Raw genomic sequence first — 20,817 nt, forward strand, 5'->3', positions numbered from 1 at the left:
CCGATAAACCATGACAGGAACACGACCTGCAGGTACGTGCCCCAGCCAGCAGCCGGGGCAGCCCTTTCGGGCGCGGGCTCTCGATTTGCGGCGTCCCTCACACCCCGCTCGGAATGTTCAGCGGATCGCGCTCGATCTTACGCGGCGTGTTCAGCGATTTCCATTTCGACAGGGCCGTGTGTGCGCTGGCGAAAGCAGGGCGTTTCACGAATTTTCCGCGGCCCGGCTGGGGCTGGCTGTTCTGTCCGTAGGCCCAGATCACGTCGCCGCGGCTCAGCGTGTAGCGCGGTTGCGCCTTCAGATCGAACCCTTCGAAGACGTTGTAGTCGATGATGCTCTTCTGGGTGGAAACGCTGACCGTCTTGGTGATGCCCGGATCCCAGACCACCACGTCCGCGTCGCCGCCGACCATGATGCCGCCCTTTTGCGGATAGATGTTGAGGATCTTGGCGATGTTGGTGCTCGTCACCGCCACGAATTCCTCGGGCGTCAGGCGGCCGGTCTCGACCCCTTGGGTCCAGAGCATCGCCATCCGCTCCTCCAGGCCCCCGGTGCCGTTGGGGATGCGGGTGAAGTCGTCCACGCCCATCCGCTTCTGCGCGTCGGAGAAGGCGGCATGGTCGGTGGCGACCACCTGCAGCGACCCGGCGGAAAGGCCGGCCCACAGGCTGTTCTGGTGGTCCTTGGAGCGGAAGGGCGGGCTCATCACCCGGCGGGCGGCGTATTGCCAGTCCTTGTTGAAATACTCGGTCTCGTCGAGCGTCAGGTGCTGGATCAGCGGCTCGCCATAGATGCGCATTCCCTTCTGGCGGGCGCGCCGGATCGCCTCGTGCGCCTGCTCGCAGGAGACGTGGACGATGTAGAGCGGGGTGCCCGCCGCATCCGCGATCATGATGGCGCGGTTGGCGGCCTCGCCCTCGACCTCGGGCGGGCGGGAATAGGCGTGCGCCTCGGGGCCGGTCTGGCCGTCGGCGAGCAGCCGTTCCTGCATGGCCTGCACGATGTCGCCGTTCTCGGCATGGACGAGCGGCAGCGCGCCCAGCTCCGCGCAGCGCTTGAAGGAGGCGAACATCTCGTCATCCTCGACCATCAGCGCGCCCTTGTAGGCCATGAAGTGCTTGAAGGTGTTGATGCCGCGCTCGCGCACCACCGCCTCCATCTCGTTGAAGATGTCCTCCGACCAGCCGGTGATGGCCATATGATAGGAGATGTCGGTGCAGATCTGGTCCTTGGACTTGCGGTCCCACTCGTCGATGGCGGCGAGCAGGCCGCCCTCGCCCGGCAGGCAGAAATCGACGAGCATGGTGGTGCCGCCCGCGGCGGCGGCGAAGGTGCCGCTCTCGAAGGTCTCGGCCGCCGTGGTGCCCATGAAGGGCATCTCCAGATGCGTGTGCGGGTCGATGCCGCCGGGGATGACATAGGCATCGGTGGCGTCGATGGTCTCATCACCCGTGAGGTTCTCGCCGATGGCGGCGATCTTCTCGCCCTCGATCAGCACGTCCGCCTTCCACTGCCGGTCGGCGGTGACGATGGTTCCGTTCTTGATGACTTTGGTCATGGGGTTCTCCTCAGGCAACAGGCGACGTGCCGTTCCCGCGAAAGCGGGAACCTCGACGTCAGCGCATCATCGGTCGAGGTTCCGGGTCAAGCCCGGAACGGTGAGTGACGGTGTCAGAGCGGGATCTCGGAGCTTACGTCTCGCCAATCTGGATTGGATTCTTCGATCAGGGCGATCTTCCAGGCGCGCCGCCACTTCTTGATGCGCCGTTCGCGATGAATGGCATCGCGGTAGGTCGGATGCTGCTCGAACCAGACGAGCGTGCCTATATTGTACGTGGCCGTGTGGCTTCGGACGGCTTTGGCCCGATGTTGTTCGACCCGCTGTCGCAGGTCGTTTGTCGAGCCGAGATAGAGCGCGCCGCGAGGGCGGGACGCCATCAGATAGACGAAGTGCAACATCGATCCCTCTCTCCTCGCCGCTCCCGCGAAGGCGGGAGCCTCGACCGTGATCGCACCGGGCTTCAAGGTTCCGGGTCAAGCCCGGAACGGTGATGGGAGAAGGAGTAGACGTCACCCCTCGACCCCCGCCGTTTCCACCACCGCGTGCAGCAGGACGTTGGCGCCCTTCTCGGCCCAGTCCTGGCTGATCTCCTCGGCCTCGTTATGCGACAGGCCGTCCACGCAGGGGCACATGACCATCGCCGTTGGAGCTACGCGGTTGATCCAGCAGGCGTCGTGGCCTGCGCCCGAGATGATGTCGCGGTGGGGATAGCCGAGCCGTTCGGCGGCAGAGCGGACGGCGCCCACGCAGGTCTCGTCGAAGGCGACGGGGTCGAAGCCGCCGACCTTCTCGAAATCCACCTGCAGCCCGGCGTCCTGGCAGATCGCCTCCGCCCCCTCGCGCAGGCGGCGTTCCATGTCCTCGATCACGCTCAGTTCGGGCGAGCGGAAATCGACGGTGAAGACGACCTTGCCCGGGATCACGTTGCGCGAGTTGGGGTAGACGTCGATATGGCCTGCGGCCCCGACCGCGTGGGGTGCGTGGCTCAGCGCGATCTCGTTGACGAGTTCCAAGATGCGCGCCATGCCCAGCCCCGCGTCGCGGCGCATCGGCATGGGGGTGGAGCCGGTGTGGCTGTCCTTGCCCGTCACCGTCACCTGCGTCCAGGACAGCCCCTGCCCGTGGGTGACGACGCCGATTTCCTTGTCCTCGGCCTCCAGGATCGGGCCCTGCTCGATATGCAGCTCGAAGAAGGCATGCATCTTGCGCGCGCCGACCTCCTCCTCGCCGCGCCAGCCGATGCGGTCGAGTTCGTCGCCGAAGCGTTTGCCCTCGGCATCCGTCTTGTCCTCGGCCCATTGCTGATCGTGCACGCCCGCGAAGACGCCGGAGGCGAGCATGGCGGGGGCGAAGCGGGTGCCCTCCTCGTTCGTCCAGTTGGTCACGACGATGGGGTGCTTCGTCCTGATCCCCAGATCGTTGAGCGTGCGCACGATCTCCAGGCCCCCCAGCACCCCGAGCACGCCGTCATATTTGCCGCCCGTCGGCTGCGTATCGAGGTGGGAGCCGACATAGACCGGTAGCGCGTCAGGATCGGTGCCGGGGCGCATCGCGAACATGTTGCCCAGCTGGTCGAGCCCCATTTCGCAGCCCGCATCCTCGCACCACTTGCGAAACAGGGCGCGCCCTTCGCCGTCGGCATCGGTCAGGGTCTGGCGATTGTTTCCGCCCGCCACACCGGGGCCGATCTTGGCCATCTCCATCAGGCTGTCCCACAGGCGGGAGCCGTCGATCTTCAGGTTTTCACCGGGGGCTGCCATGGTCGGTCTCCTTTTCCTTGCCGTTCCGGGCGTAGACCCGGAACCTCGCGCCGCAGCGCGCTGATTGTCGAGGTTCCGGCCTTCGCCGGAACGGGACGGCACTTTACGTCGGGAAGCTGAAGCTCGCGCCCGCCTTGATGCCGTCGGGCCAGCGCTGGGTCACGGTCTTGAGGCGGGTGTAGAAGCGGACGCCCTCGGGGCCGTAGATCGCGTGGTCGCCGAAGGACGACCGCTTCCACCCGCCGAAGCTGTGATAGGCGACGGGGACCGGGATCGGCACGTTGATGCCGACCATGCCGACCTCGATCTTGTCTGCGAATTCGCGCGCCGCGTCGCCGTCGCGGGTGAAGATCGCGGTGCCGTTGCCGTATTCGTGGTCGTTGATCAGTTTCACCGCGGAATCATAGGTTTGCGGCTCCATCACGCTGAGGACGGGGCCGAAGATCTCGGTCGTGTAGATGTCCATCTCGGGCGTCACCTTGTCGAACAGGGTGCCGCCGAGGAAATAGCCGTCTTCGTAGCCTTGCAGGCTGAAGCCGCGCCCGTCGACGACGAGCTCGGCGCCCTGCTCCACACCGCGATCGATCAGGCCGGTGATGCGGCGTTTCGCGTCCGCCGTGATCACGGGCCCCATATCGGCATCGGGATCGGTGGAGGGGCCGATCTTGAGCGATTCCACCTTGGGTTTCAGGGCCTTGACCAGCCGATCGGCGGTCTCGTCCCCGATCGGAACGGCGACGGAGATCGCCATGCAGCGCTCCCCGGCGGAGCCATAGCCTGCGCCCATCAGGGCATCCGCCGCCTGGTCCATGTCGGCGTCGGGCATCACGATCATGTGGTTCTTGGCGCCGCCAAGTGCCTGAACGCGCTTCCCTTTCGCCGTACCGCGGGCATAGACATACTCGGCGATCGGGGTCGAGCCGACGAAGCTGACGGCCTTCACGTCGGGGTGGTCCAGCAGGGCATCGACGCTCGCCTTGTCGCCGTGCACGATGTTGAGCACGCCGTCGGGCAGGCCGGCCTCCTTCAGCAGCTCCCAGGCCAGCATGGGGGCGGAGGGGTCGCGTTCGGAGGGTTTGAGGACGAAGGTATTTCCGCAAGCGATTGCAATGGGATACATCCACATCGGCACCATCGCGGGGAAGTTGAACGGGGTGATCCCGGCCACGACGCCGAGCGGCTGGCGGTCGCCGTAGCTGTCGATGCCGGGACCGACATTGCGGGAGAACTCGCCCTTGAGAAGCTGCGGGATGCCGCAGGCGAATTCCACGACCTCCAGCCCGCGCTGCACCTCGCCCAGCGCGTCGGCATGGGTCTTGCCGTGCTCGCGGCTCAGCTCCTTCGCCAGTTTGTCGGCGTTCTTGTTGAGCAATTCCAGGAACTTGAACATGATCCGCGCCCGCTTGAGCGGTGGGGTATCGCGCCATGCCGGGAAGGCCGCCTTGGCGTTGGCGACGGCGGCGTCGACCTCCTCGACCGTGGAGAGGGTGAGGGTGCCGATCTCCTCCCCGGTGGCGGGGTTGTAGACGGGCTGGGTCCGGTCCGAGCGGCTGTCGACGAGCTTTCCGCCGACGGCGTTCTGGATGCTGTAGGTCATGTTAACTTTTCGTCCTTTCGCCCCGAAACCGGGGGCTGCGATGCGTATGGCAAGCGTATGGCACGCGTATGGCACCTGTCGGGCCGCGCGCCGTTAACCTTTGCGCTCACGGCAGGTCCCGAAGCACCTCGGCGATGGTGCCGAAGAGCTGGTCGATCTCGGCCTTCGAGATGATGAGCGGCGGGCTGAGCGCGATGATGTCGCCGGTCGTGCGGATCAGCACGCCCTTGTCGTAGCAGCGCAGGAACGCCTCGAAGGCACGCTTGGTCGGCTGACCCTCGATGGGCGCGAGCTCGATCCCCGCGATCAGGCCGAGATTGCGGATGTCGATGACGTTGGGCAGGCCCTTGAGGCTGTGCGCCGCCTCCTCCCAGTAGTCGGCCAGCTCCGCCGCGCGGGTCAGAAGCCCCTCCTCGCGATAGGTTTCGAGCGTGGCGAGACCCGCGGCACTCGCCACCGGGTTGCCGGAATAGGTGTAGCCGTGGAAGAGCTCGATCATGTTCTCCGGCCCGTCCATGAACGCGTCATGAATGGCGCCGGTGGTCAGCACCGCGCCCATCGGGATGACGCCGTTGGTCAGGCCCTTGGCCGTGGTGATGAGGTCGGGCATCACCTCGAACCGCTGCGCGGCGAAAGGCTGACCGAGACGGCCGAAGCCGGTGATGACCTCGTCGAAGATCAGCAGGATCCCGTGCTTGTCGCAGATCTGCCGCAGCTTCAGGAGGTAGTCGATGGGCGGCACCAGCACGCCGGTGGACCCGGCCAGCGGTTCCACGATCACGGCGGCGATGGTGGAGGGGTCGTGCAGGGCGCAGATCCGCTCCAGCTCATCGGCCAGGTGCGCGCCGTGCTGCGGGCGACCGCGGGTGAAGGCGTTCTGCTCGGGCAAATGGGTGTGCGGCAGGTGGTCGACGCCCGACAGCATGGTCCCGAAATGCATCCGGTTCTTGACGATGCCGCCCACCGAAATGCCGCCGAAATTCACCCCGTGATAGCCCCGCTCGCGCCCTATCAGGCGGGTCCGCGTGCCCTCGCCGCGCGCGCGGTGATAGGCGATGGCGAGCTTGAGCGCTGTCTCCACGCTTTCGGAGCCGGAATTGGTGTAGAACACGTGCTCCATGTTGTCCGGTGCGATGTCGATCAGGCGGTTGGCCAGCTCGAACGCCTTGGGGTGGCCCATCTGGAAGGCGGGGGCGTAGTCCATCTCCGCCACCTGCTTTTGCACGGCCTCGGTAATCCTGGGACGCCCGTGGCCCGCGTTGCAGCACCACAGGCCGGCCGTGCCGTCGAGCACCTGCCGCCCGTCTGAGGTGGTGTAGTGCATGTCCTTCGCCGCCACGAACATGCGCGGGTTCTTCTTGAACTGGCGATTGGCGGTGAAGGGCATCCAGAACGCGTTGAGATCGTTCGGTGCGACATTGGTGCGGTCGGACATCGCCGCGTCTCCCCTGTTATGGGCCGTTTTCGGCTGGCCGAAACGCACCCGGCTTGGCTATGATCTTTTGACCAATTGGTCAGAACGCTGACAGAGCGTCCCGGACCAGTCAAGCGCGGTCAGCGGAAAGGCGGCACATGGCGGCAGATGGCGGACGCAGGCAGACGCGCATCCAGATCGAGAAGCGCGAGGCGATCCGGGAGGCGGCGCTCGACGTGTTCTCGGCCCACGGGTTCCGGGGGGCGACGCTCGACCAGATCGCGGAGGCCGCGGGGCTGTCGAAGCCGAACCTGCTCTACTATTACGAGGGCAAGGAGGCGATCCATGCCGAGCTGCTGGAGCGGCTGCTGGACACCTGGCTCGACCCCTTGCGGGAGATGGATGCGCAGGGCGACCCGCTGACCGAGCTGCGCGGTTACGTGCAGCGCAAGCTGGAGGCGGCGCGCGATTACCCGCGCGAAAGCCGCCTCTTCGCCAACGAGATCATCCAGGGCGCGCCGCGCCTGATCGACGAACTGCGCGGGCCGCTGCGCGAGCTGGTGGACGAGAAGGCGGCCGTGCTGCGCGGCTGGATGGAGGCGGGCCGCATCGCGCGGATGGACCCGCGGCACCTGATCTTCGCGATCTGGGCGATCACCCAGCACTACGCCGATTTCGACGCGCAGGTCTGCGCGGTGCTGGGGTCTGAGGACGAGGCCCGGTTCCACGACGCGGCGGCGACGATCGAGGTGCTGCTGATGCGGGGGCTGGCGCCGCGGTGAGGGGGGCGTAGCAGAGCGCATCGGCGGGCCGCGGTGCGGCGATCCCACATTCGATCATGGCACTTTATGGAGGCCAAGTCCGTCTGACCTTCCGGCGTCTTGCCTCCCTCGACCAAATCGCCGTACCGGGGGGCGGGTCACGCCGGAGGCGTGCTTCCAGCACGACCGATGCGCGACGGCTACGCCTTTATTCCGCGCAGGATCAGTCGGCGTCGTTCCGCAGCAACAGCAGCAGCGCCAGCACCGTCGCCGCCACGCCCGGCAGCAGGGCGAGGCGCGGCAGGCCGCCGCCCAGTGCGGCTTCCCAGCCGATGACCACGCTGGGGACGAGGTAGGTATAGGCCATGACCTTGGAACTCGGCAGGCGCAGGGTCGCGAATTGCAGCAGCAGGAAGGTCGTGGCGCTGGCGAAGATGGCGAGATAGGCGAGCGTGATCCAGAAGAGCGGCGGCAGCGCGGCCCAGTCGGTGGCGAGGGTCTCGCGCCCGGCCCAGAGGCTCATCAGCGCGATCGCGCCCAGCATCATGCCGAAGGTGAAGACGAGCGGCGGCTCGCCCCGGTTCAGCCGCCGCACCAGCGGCGTGTAGAGCGCGTGGGCGCAGACGCCGACGAAGAAGATCGCCTCCCCCCGCCCGATGTCGAAGGCCATGAGGCGCGCGGGATCGGCGCCGAAGATCACGCACAGCGCCCCGGCCCCGCCCAGGGTGAGCGCGAGTGCCATGCGCGGGGTGATCCGCTGGCGCAACAGCCACCAGCCGAACAGGCCGGACAGGATCGGGGTCAGCGTGAACACGGCGGAGGTGTTGACGGGCGGCGCGGTCTTCAGCCCCTCGAACATCAGGATGAAATAGAGGGCGAAGATGCCGCCGAGCAGCGGATAGCGCCACGGCGCCGCGAGATGCACCCGCCGCACCCGCCCCGTGGCGAAGGCCGCGGCCCCCAGCACCGCCGCCGCGAGGACGAAGCGCACAAGGGTCAGCACCGTGGGGTCGATGAGGCCCGCAATCCGCCCGCCCAGACTGAACGACCCCGCGACGAGCAGGGCGAAGAGAAGCATGGCCGCATGGCCCTGGTGGGAGGGGGTGAGCATGGGTGGGGTATTGGGGGAGATGAGGGGTCGGGGTCAATGTCGACAATAGCTTTAAGCCCAGACCTACTGAAGAATTGAGATCAAAGGCTCTGCCAGTCTACCGCCCAAATGTCTGGGTTCGACTGGTGACGCGCAAAGTAGACAACGCCGTTGTCGCCCCACCAACAGTTAGCTTTTTCCTCACTGTCAATCTGGAAAGCAAACTCGAAGTCCTTGCCTTCTGGACGGTAGTCCCACCAAGGTTCGGATTGCACACAGCTTGGCCACCCACCCAGCTTTGTTGCGAATATTGGCGCCACTATGTCTTGATCATAGTATTCTCCTAACCCAAGCTCTTCGAAATCGAATGGCAAGCAGTCGTGAGTTGGATAGTCAATCTGCACGCCTTCATTCCACTTGGCTTCAAAAGGCTTGAAAGGTGACCCGTGCGTCGGCGTTTCAATAGGTTTCAGATTTTCTAGATTTCCATAAGTTTTCAGAAAGAATGGCCCGGAAGGCACCGAAATCGAAGTATCGACCTTACACCGCTTGGCCTGCCTATAATTATCCATAACAAACAATTGAACCATAGCCAAATCGCTGAGACATTCAGGTAGATATGGTGCGTCCAAAAGATTGAGCTGGCACACAGGCCAAAGCATCTTACCTTCAAACTGCGGCCACACCTCACCTTCTGTAGCTCGAACCTCACCAAAACATGACGCCCTTAGTGCATTTGATGGACGAAATCCTCCGATGGCGAGGGTGCTGCACTTTTTCTCGATGACCTTTCGCCAAGTCGGTTTTTCCATAGCCGTTCAAGCTCACAAGTGTAGAGAAGTCTCTCTGACCGAGTTCTAGCGCCCAACTTTCGCAGAGTGGGAGACCGCAAAGCTTCGCTCAATTGCCATTGCAAGGCCCCTTTGGCGAGCGGCGGAGGTTACTCCGCCGCCACCTTTGCCGGGTTGTTGGGGTGGGAGGTCCAGTCGGCGAACTCCTTCTCGACCACCTTGCCGGTGCGGGGGTCGGTGGTGCCCGCGTCGAGTTCCTCCATCGTGATGCAGTCCTCGACCGGGCAGACGTTGACGCAGAGGTTGCAGGCCACGCATTCCTCGTCGATCACCTCGAAGGTGCGGTCGGCGCTCATGCTGATGGCCTGGTGGGAGGTGTCCTCGCAGGCGGCGTAGCAGCGGCCGCACTTGATGCAGAGGTCCTGGTCGATGCGGGCCTTGGTCACGTAGTTGAGGTTGAGGTTCTTCCAGTCCGAGCAGTTGGGCACGGCGCGTCCGGTGATGGCGGCGATGCTCTCATGCCCGTTGTCGTCCATCCATTGCGACAGGCCCGTCTTCATCTCCTCCACGATCTTGAAGCCGTAGGTCATGGCCGCGGTGCAGACCTGTACGGAGCCCGCGCCGAGGGCTATGAACTCCGCCGCGTCGCGCCAGGTGGTGATGCCGCCGATGCCCGAGATCGGGATCCGCGCCGTCTCCGCGTTGCGGGCGATCTCGGCCACCATGTTGAGCGCGATGGGCTTGACCGCCGGGCCGCAATAGCCGCCATGCGCGCCCTTGCCGTCGATGGTCGGCTCCGGCGCGAAGAGGTCGAGATCGACGCTCGTGATCGAGTTGATCGTATTGATGAGGCTGACCGCGTCCGCCCCGCCGCGCGTCGCGGCCTCGGCCGGCTTGCGGATGTCGGTGATGTTGGGCGTGAGTTTCACGATGCAGGGCATGCGGGTGTTCTGCTTCACCCAGCGGGTCACCATCTCGATATATTCGGGGACCTGGCCGACGGCGGAGCCCATGCCCCGCTCGCTCATCCCGTGGGGGCAGCCGAAGTTGAGCTCGACCGCGTCGGCGCCGGTCTCCTCGACCTTGGGGAGGATCTCCTTCCACGCCCATTCCTCGCACGGGACCATGAGGCTGACGATCATGGCGCGGTCGGGATAGTCGCGCTTGACCGCCTTGATCTCCCGCAGGTTGGTCTCGAGCGGGCGGTCGGTGATGAGCTCGATGTTGTTGAGGCCGAGCAGTCGCCGGTCCGCGCCCCAGATCGCGCCGTAGCGCGGGCCGTTGACGTTGACGACATGGGGATCGAGGCCCAGCGTCTTCCACACCACGCCGCCCCAGCCGGCCTCGAAGGCGCGGCGGACGTTGTATTCCTTGTCCGTCGGCGGCGCGGAGGCCAGCCAGAACGGGTTGGGCGACTTGATGCCCGCGAAATCGATGGAAAGATCGGCCATGGTCCTGTCTCCTCAAGGATGGGGCATCAGCCCTGATGCTGGTCGCAGGCATGGGCGGAGCGTCCGCCGACCTGCCGTTTGCGGATGGTGCCGGGACAGCGCGGGCATTGCGCGCCGTCCTCTCGGCGGTGGATCAGCCAGGTGCCCGGCAGATCCTCGTAGTTCGCGCCGGTGTCGAGCACGCCCTGCAGCACCGCGCGCATGGTGGCGTGCAGGTCCGACAGCTGCCCGTCGGTGAGGTCGCTGCCCGCGGCCTCCGGGTCGTGGCCCGACTGGAACAGCGTCTCGTCCGACCAGAGATTTCCGAGCCCGGCGAGCTTCTTCTGGTCCATCAGCGCGGATTTCAGCGCGCCGTCGCTGGTGCCGATGGTGTCGGCGAAACTGTCTTCGTCGATGTCGAGCGCGTCGGGGCCGTAGCCCTGCTCGGCCACGTAGGTCTCGGGATCCTCGACCAGCTCGACCGAGCCGAGCTTGCGCGGGCAACGGAAGGCGAGGCGGCGGTCGCCTTCGAATTCGACCGTCAGGCGGGCGTAATCCGGCGCGTCGCCTTCATCGTAGACCCGCAGCGAGCCGGTCATGCCGAGATGGATCGCGAGCCACGGGCCGGAGGCGGAGCCGACGAAGAGCGTCTTGCCATGGCGGCGGGTCTCGGTGAACCGGTGCCCGACCAGCCGGTCGCGCTCCGCCTCGGAAGGCAGATCGACATGGGAGGTCTCGCCCAGCGTGATCGCCCGGACGGTCCGGTTCAGCGCGCCCTCACGGACGCGGCCGAGATTGGACTGCGCCTCGGGCAGTTCGGGCATCAGTCGGCGCCCGACAGCATGGCGTGGATGTCCTCCGCCGCGTCGCGGCCCTCGGCCACCGCCGTGACGGTCAGGTCGTCGCCGCCCGCGGCGCAGTCGCCGCCGGCCCACACGCCCGCGCGGCTGGTGCGGCCCGCGCCGGTGACCGCGATCTTGCGGCCGTCGAGTTCCAGCGGCACCTCGCCCAGCGTCTGGCCGATGGCGGTGAAAACCTGGTCGGCCTTGAGGCGGAAGGTCTCTCCGGTGCCGGCGAGGCCGGTGTCGCCGTCGGCGGTGTATTCGAACTCGACCTCCGCGACCGACCCGTTGCCGTGGATGGCGACAGGCTGCGCGTTGCAGATCAGGCGGACGCCCTCGCTTGTGGCGTGGTCCTGCTCCTTGCGGCTGGCGCTCATCCGATCCTGGCCGCGGCGATAGACGATGGTGACGTCCTCGGCGCCGAGCAGGCGGGATTGCACCGCGGCGTCCACCGCCGTCATGCCGCCACCGATCACCACGACGCGGCGGCCGATGGGCAGTTCGGATTTATCGGGCGTCTGGCGCAGCCAGTCGATGAAGCGGACGGCGTCCTGCACGCCCTCCTTGCCGTCATTCTCCAGCCCCAGCGCGTTGACGCCGCCCAGCCCCATGCCGAGGAACACGGCGTCGAACTCGCCCGCAAGCGTGTCGAGGTCGATGTCGCGGCCCAGCATGGTGTCGTGCTGCAGCGTGATGCCGCCGATGCGCATGAGCCAGGCGACCTCGGCCTGGGCGAAATCCTCGGGCGTCTTGTAGGCGGCGATGCCGTATTCGTTGAGACCGCCGGGCTTGGGCCGCGCCTCGTAGAGCGTGACCTCGTGCCCGTGCGTGGCGAGCCGGTGCGCGGCGGCGAGGCCCGCGGGGCCCGCGCCGACCACGGCGACCTTGCGGCCCGTGGGGGCGGCACGTTCGAACGGATGCTCCTCGCGCATCATCAGCGTGTCGGTGGCGAAGCGTTGCAGGCGGCCGATCTCGACCGGCTTGCCCTCGGCGGCCTCGCGCACGCAGGCCTCCTCGCAGAGCTGTTCGGTCGGGCAGACGCGGGCGCACATGCCGCCGAGGATGTTCTGCTCGAAGATGGTCTTCGCCGCCGCCGCGGGCATGTCGGTCGCGATCTGGCGGATGAAGAGCGGGATGTCGATGGAGGTCGGGCAGGCGGTGATGCAGGGCGCGTCGTGGCAGAAATAGCAGCGATCCGCGGCCACCTGTGCCTCGTGCGCGTCGAGCGGCGCGTAGAGATCGCCGAAATTGACCTCGTACTGTTCGCCGGCCAGACGCCCGGCGACGATACCCTCGGTTCGCGTGGTATTGGACAAGCGCGCCTCCCTTTCCCGTGCTCCGTTGGGGAAAGCGTGGCACAGGTCCGTTTTTTTATCAAACGGTAAAAACGCGGATGCGTCTCAGGTCAGGGCGCCCAGATGCTCCTCGATCGCGCCGCGCATGTCGGCGACGGAAAACGGCTTGGCCACGAAATGGTCCACGGTCGCATCCTCCGCCTCGTCGCGATATGCGTCCGAGGTGGCGAGGAAGACCGGCGTCTTCGCGTAGACCGGGTGTGCCTTGATCTTCTGCGCGAGTTGCACCCCGCTGAGACCGGGCATGTTGAGGTCGGAGATCACGAGGTCGAACTTGCGCTCCGCCATCATGTCGAGCGCCGCCTCCCCCGTCGCGGCGAGCGACACCGTCTGGACGCCGAGACGGGCGAGGCACTGCCGCGCGAGGCCGCGCATGCTCTGCTGGTCGTCGACGACCAGCACGGTGAGGGTTCGGGCGGACGGCATCCTACTCTCCTTGGTTCACAGCGCGACCCTGCGCGAGAGAGGTTTACAAATCGTGGACAGATGCGCGGCGATGCCCTCGATCGGCAGCACCTCGTCGATGCCGCCGAGTTCCGCGGCGGCGCGCGGCATGCCGAAGACCACGCTCGTCGCCTCGTCCTGCGCCAGCACGTGCCCGCCCGATCGCCTGAGCGCCAGGGCCCCGAGCGCGCCATCGCGGCCCATGCCGGTCAGCACGGCCCCCATGCGCGCGCCGCCGAGCCGCGACATCGCCTTGAACATGCGGTCGGCGCAAGGGGACGTCGCGGTCCTGCCCGCTTCGAGACGTACCGAGACACCATCCGCGCCCTCGACCGGGATCAGGTCGCGATGGCCGGGCGCGAAGCGGATGACGCCGTCGCGAAGCCGCTCGCCCTCGCGCGCGACGGCGATGTCGCGGTCGAACTTGAGGTGCAGACGGGCGACCAGCCGCTCGATGAAGGGTCCGGGCATGTGCTGGGTGATCAGCACCGGCGGCGCATCCGGAGGCAGGCTCGGCAGCAGGAGCGACAGCGCCCCGACCCCGCCGGTCGAGGCGGCAAGACCGATGAGGCGGGGCCGCTCGACCCGGCCGAGATCCGGGGCCGCGGTCGTCACGGCGCCACCGGTCCGCAGGGCCTGGTCGGCATGCGCCCCGGCCGCCGAGACCACCGCCTCTTGCAGGCTGTGGCGGAACCCGTCCATCGCGTCGAGGCCCGTCGGCTTGGGCACGACGTCCACCGCGCCGCATTCGAGCGCCGCGATGCTGGCATCCCCGCCACGGGGCGTGAGGGCCGAAACCATGACGACCGGAAGCGGGCAGTCGCGCATCAACCGTTCGAGGAAGGTCATGCCGCTGGTCTGCGGCATCTCGAGGTCGAGCGTCACGACATCCGGCCTGCGGTCGGCGAGGAACCTCTCCGCCGCCTCGACATCGGCGGCGAAGGAGATCTGCCGGATCTCCTCGCGCGCGCTGAGCATGTCGCCGATCATCCGCCGCATCAGCCTGCTGTCGTCTACGATCAGAACATGAATTCCCCGTGTCATCCTTACCCCGTCCCCTCGTTCCATTCCGGCCCTATGCCTCGACCGGATCACCGGTCAGCGCCGCGACGTCCAGGATCCCGACCATGCCGTCGTCGCGCGCCACGATGTGCCGCAGGCATTGAGTGCCCCGATCCAGTCCCGCGGCCGCGGGAACCGCGCTGAGCTCGTCCTCCTGTACGTCGAGGATGTCGCAGACCGTGTCGACCAGCAGGCCGGTGGTCCGGCCCGCGGCCTCGACGATGATGACGACGTTCGTCGGCGTCGGCTCGGGGCTGGGCGCGTCGAAGCGGACGCGCAGGTCGAGCACGCTGACGATCGTGCCGCGCAGGTTGAGGACCCCCAGCGTGTCCAGCTGTCGTTCCGGCAACGGCGTGACGGGCGCCCATTGCCGGATCTCGCGCACATCCGCGACGTCGACGCCGTAGGTCCGCCCGTCGATGCAGAAGCTGAGGAACTGTCGGCCCCGTTCGCCCGAATCCGTCGCATCGGCGGGATCGGCTGTCGGTCTGTCTCGGGTCATGTGAGCTCCATCTCCGGCTGCTTGTCGGGCCTGCGCGCGAGCCGCTCGCCGCGCATCCGCCGCTCCATCAAGGCGGTGAGGTCGAGGACCAGCGCGACCCGCCCGTCGCCCATGATCGTGGCCCCGGCGAGCCCGCAGGTATTGCCCGGATGCTGTTCGAGCGATTTGAGGACGACCTGCCGCTGGCCCAGCAGGCCGTCCACCACCAGCGCGATGTGGCCCTCCGTCTCGGTATCGACGACGAGGGCGAGACGGGTGCGGGGCGGGCCGTCCTCCGCCGCCTGTCCGAAAAGCTCGGGCAGGTGCCAGACCGGCAGCCAGCCCTCCTTGTGCCGGACGACGCGGTTGCCTCCGGGCAGGCGTTCGAGCTGCTCGGGCCGGATCTCGAGCGCCTGGGTCACGGAGGCGAGCGGCAGCACGTAGCGCTCCTGCCCGATCTGCACGATCATCCCTTCGAGCACCGCGAGCGTCAGCGGCAGGTTGATCTGGATGCGGGTGCCCTGCCCCGGCTGCGAGCTGAGCACGCAGCGTCCGCCCAAGCCCTGGATCTTGCGTCGGACGACGTCCATCCCCACGCCGCGGCCGGATATGTTCGAGACGCTCTCGCTGGTCGAGAAGCCGGGCAGGAAGATCAGGTTGTCGATCTCCTCGGGCATGAGGTCGTGCCCGTCATCGACGAGCCCCTTGCGGATGGCGGATGCCAGGATCGCCTCGCGATCGAGGCCGCGCCCGTCATCCTCCAGCGTGATGACCACCCGCTCGCCCCGATGCCGCGCAGTCAGCCGCAACAGGCCGTGGCGCGGTTTGCCCGCCGCGATCCTGTCCTCGGGCGCCTCGATCCCGTGATCCATCGAGTTGCGGATCATGTGGGTGAGCGGCTCGACCAGTTGCTCGATCACCGAGGTGTCGACCTCGGTCTCCTCGCCGCTGACCTCGATGCGGACCTCCCGCTCCAGCGTTTCGCACAGGTCACGCACGATGCGCGGCATGCGGCTGAAGACCGACTTGATCGGCTGCGCGCGGATCGCCATGACGCTGTCCTGCATCTCGCGCACCTGGCGCGACAGCGCCTCGATCACGGGGGTCAGCCCGCCCGCGGCACCGGTGCCCGCCGTCTCGATCCGCTGCGCGACGGCGGCCTGGGTGATCACGATCTCCCCCACCAGGTTGACCAGCCGGTCGATGCGCGACAGCGCCACGCGCAGGGACTGGCCCGCGCCGCGCATGCGGGGCACCTCGGCGACATGGCGGTCGGTCGCGGGTGGCGCGATCTGCGCGTCCCGGTCGGGCAGGCCTTCGACCCGCGCCGTCAGGTCGTAGATCGAGAAGAAGTCGCGCAGCACGTCGCATGGCGTGTCGCGGAAGGTGAGCTGCCATGTCAGCGGGCAGTGTGTCGGGTCGAGCGCGTCGAGATCGGGGATCTCTCCGCCCGGCTCCGCATGGATCAGGCCGATGCGCGCAGCCGCGTGCAACATCCTCAGCGGATCGTGGCCCGACAGAAGGAAGTCCGGTTCCGGCCGGAAGGTGACGGTGGTGTTGCCGTCCGGGTCGGGGCCGGGCGGGGCGTCCGGTTCGATCGGATCGACCGGTTCGTCCGATGGGGGGGTGGCCTCGGCCAGCGGCGATCGGGCATCGGCCTCAGGCGGGCACAGCCCGGCGAAGCCCTGCATGACCTGCTCGATCCGCGCGTCGGGCACAGCCGGCCCGCCGCGGGCCGCCTCGATCAGCGCGGCCATCATGTCGGAGCCTCGCACCAGAAGGTCGAGCACGGTGTCGTCGAGGGCGATGCGCGTGCCGCGCAGACCGTCCATCACCTCCTCGAAATGATGGGTGAAGGCGGCGAGCTGCGGCTGGTCGAAGGCCGCCGCCCCGCCCTTGACCGAATGGACGGCGCGGAAGGCGCGATCGATCTCCTCCGCGTCCGGTGCCTGCGGGTCGAGGCCGGACAGGACGTCCTGCAACTCCGACAGCAGCTCGTCGCATTCGGTCAGGAACAGCTGGGCATAGTCTTCCTCCACCTCGTCCTCCTTCAGGCCAACTGGTCGACGAGGCCGATGATCTGGTCGGCATCGAACGGCTTGCTGAGCCAGCCTGTCGCGCGCAGGCGCCGCGCCTCGACCTTGAGCTCCTGCGCGGTTTCGGTGGTCAGCAGGAGGATGGGGATCGTGCGACCCTCGACCGTCTGGCGCGCGGCCTCGATGAATTTCAGGCCGTTCATGCGCGGCATGTTGAGATCGGTGATGACGATGTCGGGCGGGTCCTCGCGCAGGCGCGCCAGCCCCTCGAGGCCGTCGCCCGCCGAGGTCACGGAATGGCCCGCATCCTCGAGGCAGTCGACCAGCGAGGCGAGCATGCTGCGCGTGTCGTCGATGGCGAGCACCTTCTTCATCAGCGCATCTCCATCTTCATCATCTGGGCGAAGAGACCCAGGGTGGAAAAGGCCTGCGTCACGCACTCGGTCGGACGCAGCAGGACGAAGCCGCCCGCGCGCCGTGCGGCGGAGAGGATGACGAAGGCGGCTGGCGCGGACATCTGCATGACATGGCCCGCATCGAGTTCGACCGGCCGGTCGGGATCGGCCGAGAGCACGGCGTCGCGCAGCGCTTCGGCCGCGGCGAGATCGGCCCGTGGCGGCAGTTCCAGCGAAGTCGAATCGTCGGCCATCGGCTCTCCTCTCCCGGTCCTTCATCGCCGCTGACCCTTACCGTTTCCTTACCGCCCGCGGATTTGTGCGCTTGCCAGACCGCCCGTCGGCTGTAGGCTGCACGCGCATCCGCCGAGGGACATCCAATGCTGCGCTCCATCCTGCTCTGCCTCGCTCTCGCCAGTTGCGCGACCGTCGCGTCGGCGCACGAGATCATGCCGGCCTTCCTGCGGATCGCCCCGGCCGAGGGCGGGGTGGAAATCACGCTGGAGCTGAACCTCGAAGCGGCCCTCGCCGGGATCGGCGACGGACATGACGACACCGATGCGGCCCCCGAAGCCGCCATCTACGACCGCTACCGCCTGCTGCCCCCCGATGCGCTGGCGGACGAGCTGGAACGGCAGGGCCTCGACGCGTTCCGCCTGCAGGCCGGGGGCGCGGATCTCACCGCCGAGCGCGTCGCGGTCGAGGTGCCCGAGGTGGGCGACACGGAATTCGCGCGCAGTTCGATCCTGACCTACCGCGTGGCGACCGACGCGCAGCCCGGCGCGCAGCTCGCCTGGCTGAACGAGAGCGGGCCGGTGATCCTGAACGTCGACGATGCGGCCGGCGCGGAGGTGCATTCGGAGTACCTTCTGACGGGCGCCGTCTCGGGGGAATTCGCGATGCCGGTCGGCGGGTCGGCAGGCGGCCTGCTGCAGACGATCCGGCAGGCGCTGTCGGCGAGCGCGGCGCAGCTCGCCTTCGTCGTCGGGCTGGTCCTGCTGGACCCGCGGCTGCGGCCCGTGCTCGGCCAGCTGGCGCTGCTGGTCTCGCTGCAATTGCTGGCGGCGCGGTTCGGGCCGTCCGCGACCGGCGCCGTCGTTCCCGCGCTGATGGGACTGTCGATCGCCTATATCGGCCTCGAGAACCTGATCCTGCGCCGGGTCCATTGGTGGCGCTGGCCGGTCGTGGCGCTGTTCGGGGTGCTGGCCGGGCTGTGGCTGGCGGGCGATGCCGCGCCGCTCACGCTCACGCTCGGCGCGCTTGTCCTGCAGGTGGGGGTGGCACTGGCGCTGCTCGGCCTGCTCGCGGCGGCGCTGCGCGACCGGGACTGGTACCGGCGGGGGATCGTCGTGCCCGGATCGCTCGTCATCGCCGCGTTCGGGCTCTACCGGTTCGTCGAGCACGCCATCCTGACATAAGCCGGGTCTGAGGCGAAACGCCGCTCGCGCTTTACCGCGTGACCCGGCGCGCCAATTCGACAGATCATCACAAACGGGGATCCGACATGAGCCTGCAACCGACCGACCTGATCGTCCTCTACCTCGCGACGCTGATCATCTTCCTCGGCATCGACTTCGTCTGGCTGCGGCTGGTGGTGCTCGACATCTTCGAGGCGCGCATCGGCGACATGATGCGCGACCAGCCCAAGATCGCCGTCGCGGGCGGGTTCTACGCCTTCTACGTAATGGGGATCCTGTTCTTCTGCTCGGCCGGGATCGGTGCGGACACGTCGCTGTGGACCGTGTTCGGACGGGGGGTCGTGCTGGGGCTGATGGCCTATGGCACCTACGAGTTCACATCGATGTCCGTCATGAAGAACTGGGACTGGACGATGGTGTCCATGGACACGGCCTGGGGCGGGTTCCTGACCGGCATCTCCGCCGTGGGTGGACTGGTCGTGGCGCGCTGGATCCTCTGACGGGAGGTCAGGAGGCCAGCCGCTCCTTCTTGTCGCGGCCCGGCATGCCGATGCGGGTGTTGTCCCGCTCGTCCATGCGGGCGCGCTTGAAGGTAACCTCGACGCGATAGGTGTCCCCCTCCTGCGCGGTGGTCATCTGACCGCCGAGCTGCATGACGAAGGCACGCATCAGCGGCTGGCCCATGCCGTTGCGCCCCGAGGAACGTGCACCCGGCTCGTCCGGCGCGATGGAGTTGGAGATGTCGAGCCGCACCGTCTCCTCCGGATCGATGCTCATGGAGATGTCGATGCGGCCGTCATTCTCGTCCGTATCGGAATATTTCAGCGCGTTCATCATCGCCTCGGTCACGAGAAGCGAGAACGGCACCGCCTGGTCGGGATGCAGGTTGATCGCGTCGAGCTCGCTAAGGATGGTCGCGGTGCCGCTGGTGGTCAGCGTGTCGGTCAGGTTCGAGACGATCTCGCGCACCAGCTTGTCCGCCGGGACGGAGGTGAGGTTGGGCGTCTCGTAGAGACGCTGGTGCACCAGCGCGAGGCCCATGACCCTCTCGCGCAGGTTGCGGATGATGGTGCGCTCGCTCTCGTCATCGGTGTTGCGGATCTGGATGTTCATGATCGAGATCATCAGCTGCAGGTTGTTCTTTACCCGGTGATAGACCTCGAGCAGCAGGACGGTCTTTTCCTCGACCAGCCCGCTGAGCTCGCGCTCGCTGGCGTCCACGGTGCGGGCCATCTCGACGAAGCTGTCGCCCAGCACCTCCAGCTCGCCGCTCGCGCCGCGGATCGGCTCCATCGCGCGCTGGCGGTCGCCGCGGCGGAAGGCGATGACAGACCGGCGGATGTCCATGATGCCCGACACGACGAGGCGTTGCATCGAGATGTAGGCAAGCCCGATGCAGATGATCCAGATGAGGATCGGCAGCAGGATCGCCTGCAGGATCGGCAGCAGCGCCACGGCGGAGGGACGGACCTCGGACCGGGCGAAGAGGCCTGCGATCTGGCCTTCCACGATGGGGACGTAGGCATAGGTCCGGCGGTTGCCGGCGCGGTCGCGCTCCTCGAACACGTAGGGGCTCTGCACCGCCTCCACCTCGGCCGACCAGTCGTCGGGCGGCAGCCAGTCGGCATCGTCGGCGAGCGCATCGGGCTGCGAGCTGGGGCGCGCGAGGATGTTCCCCTCGTCGTCGATCAGGGAGACGTTGATGCCGGGGCCGCCGAACGCGCCCTGGTCGAGGAACTGGATGACCTCGCGCGGGATCGAGAGCGAGACGAAGCCGCGCCACGCGCCGTCGACGAAGACAGGGGAGGACAGGATCAGGACCGCGCGATTGGTCACGTTCCCCGATTCCACCACCCGCACCGTCCGTCGCGGGTCGGCCGCGAAATCCTGGAAATTCTCGCTTTCGGAGAAATCACGCACCGCCCCCGCGACCGAGGAGCAGGCCATGATGCCGTTCTCGTCGGTATAGGATGCGAAGACATAGCGGTCGGACGCGGCGATGAAGCGTGCCATCTCGCGCCCGCACTCCTGCGCGCTGCCCCGCGAGACGACCGAATTTCGGCCGAGAGCCTTGGCCGCGCCGAAGCCCTCCGCGATTTCCAACCGCTCCAGCTCCGCCGCCTGCTGGGCGAACCCGAGCAGCGCCGAGGAGGCCAGCGATTCCGCCTGTTCGTTCGAGCGGATCGTCTCGTAGATCGCAAGCCCCCCGATCGGCAGCAGCGCAATCGTCAGCAAGAGCACGATCTGCCAGGTCAGGGAGAGCTTGTTGAAAAAGTTGGAACGTCGTTTTTGCATCCCGCCCTTTTTCGCCCTTTGCCCGATTACCGTCGACGGAGGCGAACCTGTACCCGGAACGGCTTTCGTCAATGTCTTGAACGCG

General features: G+C 67.2%; 20 protein-coding genes. 3 read left to right on the forward strand and 17 right to left on the reverse strand.

Features of this window, described 5'->3' with window-relative positions; all coding sequences use genetic code 11:
* Positions 1-97 precede the first annotated feature (97 nt).
* From hydA to RX333_RS04195, 5 genes are all read right to left on the reverse strand, one after another.
* Positions 98-1,558, reverse strand: coding sequence for a dihydropyrimidinase (gene hydA / locus RX333_RS04175; RefSeq protein WP_316013661.1), 1,461 nt, complete (start codon positions 1,556-1,558; stop codon positions 98-100).
* 113 nt (positions 1,559-1,671) lie between these two features.
* Positions 1,672-1,959 (reverse strand): GIY-YIG nuclease family protein, encoded by a 288-nt coding sequence (locus RX333_RS04180; RefSeq protein ID WP_316013662.1) that lies wholly within the window; start codon positions 1,957-1,959, stop codon positions 1,672-1,674.
* A gap of 111 nt (positions 1,960-2,070) precedes the next feature.
* Positions 2,071-3,321: a Zn-dependent hydrolase gene (locus RX333_RS04185; protein ID WP_316013663.1), complete on the reverse strand. Its 1,251-nt coding sequence runs from the start codon at positions 3,319-3,321 to the stop codon at positions 2,071-2,073.
* Positions 3,322-3,424: 103 nt separating this feature from the next.
* Complete coding sequence (locus RX333_RS04190) at positions 3,425-4,918, reverse strand: CoA-acylating methylmalonate-semialdehyde dehydrogenase (RefSeq protein WP_316013664.1); 1,494 nt, start codon at positions 4,916-4,918, stop codon at positions 3,425-3,427.
* A 106-nt stretch (positions 4,919-5,024) separates the two neighbouring features.
* On the reverse strand, positions 5,025-6,353 hold the full coding sequence (locus tag RX333_RS04195) for an aspartate aminotransferase family protein (protein WP_316013665.1): 1,329 nt from the start codon (positions 6,351-6,353) through the stop codon (positions 5,025-5,027).
* Between the two features lie 137 nt (positions 6,354-6,490).
* Here RX333_RS04195 and RX333_RS04200 point away from each other — a divergent pair, with 137 nt between their 5' ends.
* On the forward strand, positions 6,491-7,114 hold the full coding sequence (locus RX333_RS04200; RefSeq protein WP_316013666.1) for a TetR family transcriptional regulator C-terminal domain-containing protein: 624 nt from the start codon (positions 6,491-6,493) through the stop codon (positions 7,112-7,114).
* Between the two features lie 202 nt (positions 7,115-7,316).
* On the opposite strand, the gene RX333_RS04205 is transcribed toward RX333_RS04200, so the two are convergent.
* The 11 genes from RX333_RS04205 to RX333_RS04255 all read right to left on the reverse strand — a co-directional run bounded on the left by RX333_RS04205 (position 7,317) and on the right by RX333_RS04255 (position 17,273).
* Complete coding sequence (locus tag RX333_RS04205) at positions 7,317-8,204, reverse strand: DMT family transporter (RefSeq protein ID WP_316013667.1); 888 nt, start codon at positions 8,202-8,204, stop codon at positions 7,317-7,319.
* A gap of 80 nt (positions 8,205-8,284) precedes the next feature.
* Positions 8,285-8,995, reverse strand: a complete 711-nt coding sequence (locus RX333_RS04210; RefSeq protein ID WP_316013668.1) for a DUF1963 domain-containing protein — start codon at positions 8,993-8,995, stop codon at positions 8,285-8,287.
* A 128-nt stretch (positions 8,996-9,123) separates the two neighbouring features.
* On the reverse strand, positions 9,124-10,425 hold the full coding sequence (preA, locus tag RX333_RS04215; RefSeq protein WP_316013669.1) for an NAD-dependent dihydropyrimidine dehydrogenase subunit PreA: 1,302 nt from the start codon (positions 10,423-10,425) through the stop codon (positions 9,124-9,126).
* Between the two features lie 26 nt (positions 10,426-10,451).
* The gene (locus RX333_RS04220; protein WP_316013670.1) at positions 10,452-11,228 is read right to left on the reverse strand and encodes a DNA-formamidopyrimidine glycosylase family protein; all 777 of its coding nucleotides are present in this window, start codon (positions 11,226-11,228) and stop codon (positions 10,452-10,454) included.
* Positions 11,228-12,562, reverse strand: a complete 1,335-nt coding sequence (locus RX333_RS04225; protein WP_316013671.1) for an NAD(P)-dependent oxidoreductase — start codon at positions 12,560-12,562, stop codon at positions 11,228-11,230. Before RX333_RS04225 ends, RX333_RS04220 begins: the two co-directional genes overlap by 1 nt.
* An 84-nt stretch (positions 12,563-12,646) precedes the next feature.
* A complete protein-coding gene (locus tag RX333_RS04230) occupies positions 12,647-13,027 on the reverse strand; it encodes a response regulator (protein WP_316013672.1) in 381 nt (126 codons plus the stop codon).
* Positions 13,028-13,042: 15 nt separating this feature from the next.
* Positions 13,043-14,089 carry a chemotaxis-specific protein-glutamate methyltransferase CheB gene (cheB, locus tag RX333_RS04235; RefSeq protein ID WP_316013673.1) on the reverse strand — a complete coding sequence of 349 codons (1,047 nt, stop codon included), beginning with the start codon at positions 14,087-14,089 and terminating at the stop codon, positions 13,043-13,045.
* A 31-nt stretch (positions 14,090-14,120) separates the two neighbouring features.
* The gene (locus tag RX333_RS04240; protein WP_316013674.1) at positions 14,121-14,609 is read right to left on the reverse strand and encodes a chemotaxis protein CheW; all 489 of its coding nucleotides are present in this window, start codon (positions 14,607-14,609) and stop codon (positions 14,121-14,123) included.
* Positions 14,606-16,627 carry a chemotaxis protein CheA gene (locus tag RX333_RS04245; RefSeq protein ID WP_316013675.1) on the reverse strand — a complete coding sequence of 674 codons (2,022 nt, stop codon included), beginning with the start codon at positions 16,625-16,627 and terminating at the stop codon, positions 14,606-14,608. The genes RX333_RS04240 and RX333_RS04245 overlap by 4 nt, the downstream gene beginning before the upstream one ends.
* Positions 16,628-16,638: 11 nt before the next feature.
* On the reverse strand, positions 16,639-16,998 hold the full coding sequence (locus tag RX333_RS04250) for a response regulator (protein ID WP_316013676.1): 360 nt from the start codon (positions 16,996-16,998) through the stop codon (positions 16,639-16,641).
* The gene (locus tag RX333_RS04255) at positions 16,998-17,273 is read right to left on the reverse strand and encodes an STAS domain-containing protein (RefSeq protein ID WP_316013677.1); all 276 of its coding nucleotides are present in this window, start codon (positions 17,271-17,273) and stop codon (positions 16,998-17,000) included. The genes RX333_RS04250 and RX333_RS04255 overlap by 1 nt, the downstream gene beginning before the upstream one ends.
* A 126-nt stretch (positions 17,274-17,399) precedes the next feature.
* On the opposite strand from RX333_RS04255, the gene RX333_RS04260 reads away from it, so the two are divergent.
* Both RX333_RS04260 and RX333_RS04265 read left to right on the forward strand, forming a co-directional pair.
* Positions 17,400-18,437, forward strand: a complete 1,038-nt coding sequence (locus RX333_RS04260; protein WP_316013678.1) for a hypothetical protein — start codon at positions 17,400-17,402, stop codon at positions 18,435-18,437.
* 86 nt (positions 18,438-18,523) lie between these two features.
* On the forward strand, positions 18,524-18,937 hold the full coding sequence (locus RX333_RS04265) for a DUF2177 family protein (RefSeq protein WP_316013679.1): 414 nt from the start codon (positions 18,524-18,526) through the stop codon (positions 18,935-18,937).
* Positions 18,938-18,944: 7 nt separating this feature from the next.
* Here the strand turns inward: RX333_RS04265 and RX333_RS04270 are convergent, their stop codons facing one another.
* Positions 18,945-20,732 carry a sensor histidine kinase gene (locus RX333_RS04270; protein ID WP_316013680.1) on the reverse strand — a complete coding sequence of 596 codons (1,788 nt, stop codon included), beginning with the start codon at positions 20,730-20,732 and terminating at the stop codon, positions 18,945-18,947.
* Between the last annotated feature and the right edge of the window lie 85 nt (positions 20,733-20,817).

It is taken from the genome of Roseobacter sp. HKCCA0434, from assembly GCF_032464675.1.
Classification (GTDB): Bacteria; Pseudomonadota; Alphaproteobacteria; order Rhodobacterales; family Rhodobacteraceae; genus Pontivivens.

Bases quoted from the DNA above. Each gene is read 5' to 3' on its own strand.
- hydA (WP_316013661.1), bottom strand. From the start codon at position 1,558: ATGACCAAAGTCATCAAGAACGGAACCATCGTCACCGCCGACCGGCAG.
- RX333_RS04195 (WP_316013665.1), bottom strand. From the start codon at position 6,353: ATGTCCGACCGCACCAATGTCGCACCGAACGATCTCAACGCGTTCTGG.
- RX333_RS04265 (WP_316013679.1), top strand. From the start codon at position 18,524: ATGAGCCTGCAACCGACCGACCTGATCGTCCTCTACCTCGCGACGCTG.
- cheB (WP_316013673.1), bottom strand. From the start codon at position 14,089: ATGACACGGGGAATTCATGTTCTGATCGTAGACGACAGCAGGCTGATG.
- RX333_RS04180 (WP_316013662.1), bottom strand. From the start codon at position 1,959: ATGTTGCACTTCGTCTATCTGATGGCGTCCCGCCCTCGCGGCGCGCTC.
- RX333_RS04205 (WP_316013667.1), bottom strand. From the start codon at position 8,204: ATGCTCACCCCCTCCCACCAGGGCCATGCGGCCATGCTTCTCTTCGCC.
- preA (WP_316013669.1), bottom strand. From the start codon at position 10,425: ATGGCCGATCTTTCCATCGATTTCGCGGGCATCAAGTCGCCCAACCCG.
- RX333_RS04200 (WP_316013666.1), top strand. From the start codon at position 6,491: ATGGCGGCAGATGGCGGACGCAGGCAGACGCGCATCCAGATCGAGAAG.
- RX333_RS04255 (WP_316013677.1), bottom strand. From the start codon at position 17,273: ATGGCCGACGATTCGACTTCGCTGGAACTGCCGCCACGGGCCGATCTC.
- RX333_RS04185 (WP_316013663.1), bottom strand. From the start codon at position 3,321: ATGGCAGCCCCCGGTGAAAACCTGAAGATCGACGGCTCCCGCCTGTGG.
- RX333_RS04220 (WP_316013670.1), bottom strand. From the start codon at position 11,228: ATGCCCGAACTGCCCGAGGCGCAGTCCAATCTCGGCCGCGTCCGTGAG.
- RX333_RS04230 (WP_316013672.1), bottom strand. From the start codon at position 13,027: ATGCCGTCCGCCCGAACCCTCACCGTGCTGGTCGTCGACGACCAGCAG.
- RX333_RS04190 (WP_316013664.1), bottom strand. From the start codon at position 4,918: ATGACCTACAGCATCCAGAACGCCGTCGGCGGAAAGCTCGTCGACAGC.
- RX333_RS04240 (WP_316013674.1), bottom strand. From the start codon at position 14,609: ATGACCCGAGACAGACCGACAGCCGATCCCGCCGATGCGACGGATTCG.
- RX333_RS04260 (WP_316013678.1), top strand. From the start codon at position 17,400: ATGCTGCGCTCCATCCTGCTCTGCCTCGCTCTCGCCAGTTGCGCGACC.
- RX333_RS04270 (WP_316013680.1), bottom strand. From the start codon at position 20,732: ATGCAAAAACGACGTTCCAACTTTTTCAACAAGCTCTCCCTGACCTGG.
- RX333_RS04250 (WP_316013676.1), bottom strand. From the start codon at position 16,998: ATGAAGAAGGTGCTCGCCATCGACGACACGCGCAGCATGCTCGCCTCG.
- RX333_RS04210 (WP_316013668.1), bottom strand. From the start codon at position 8,995: ATGGAAAAACCGACTTGGCGAAAGGTCATCGAGAAAAAGTGCAGCACC.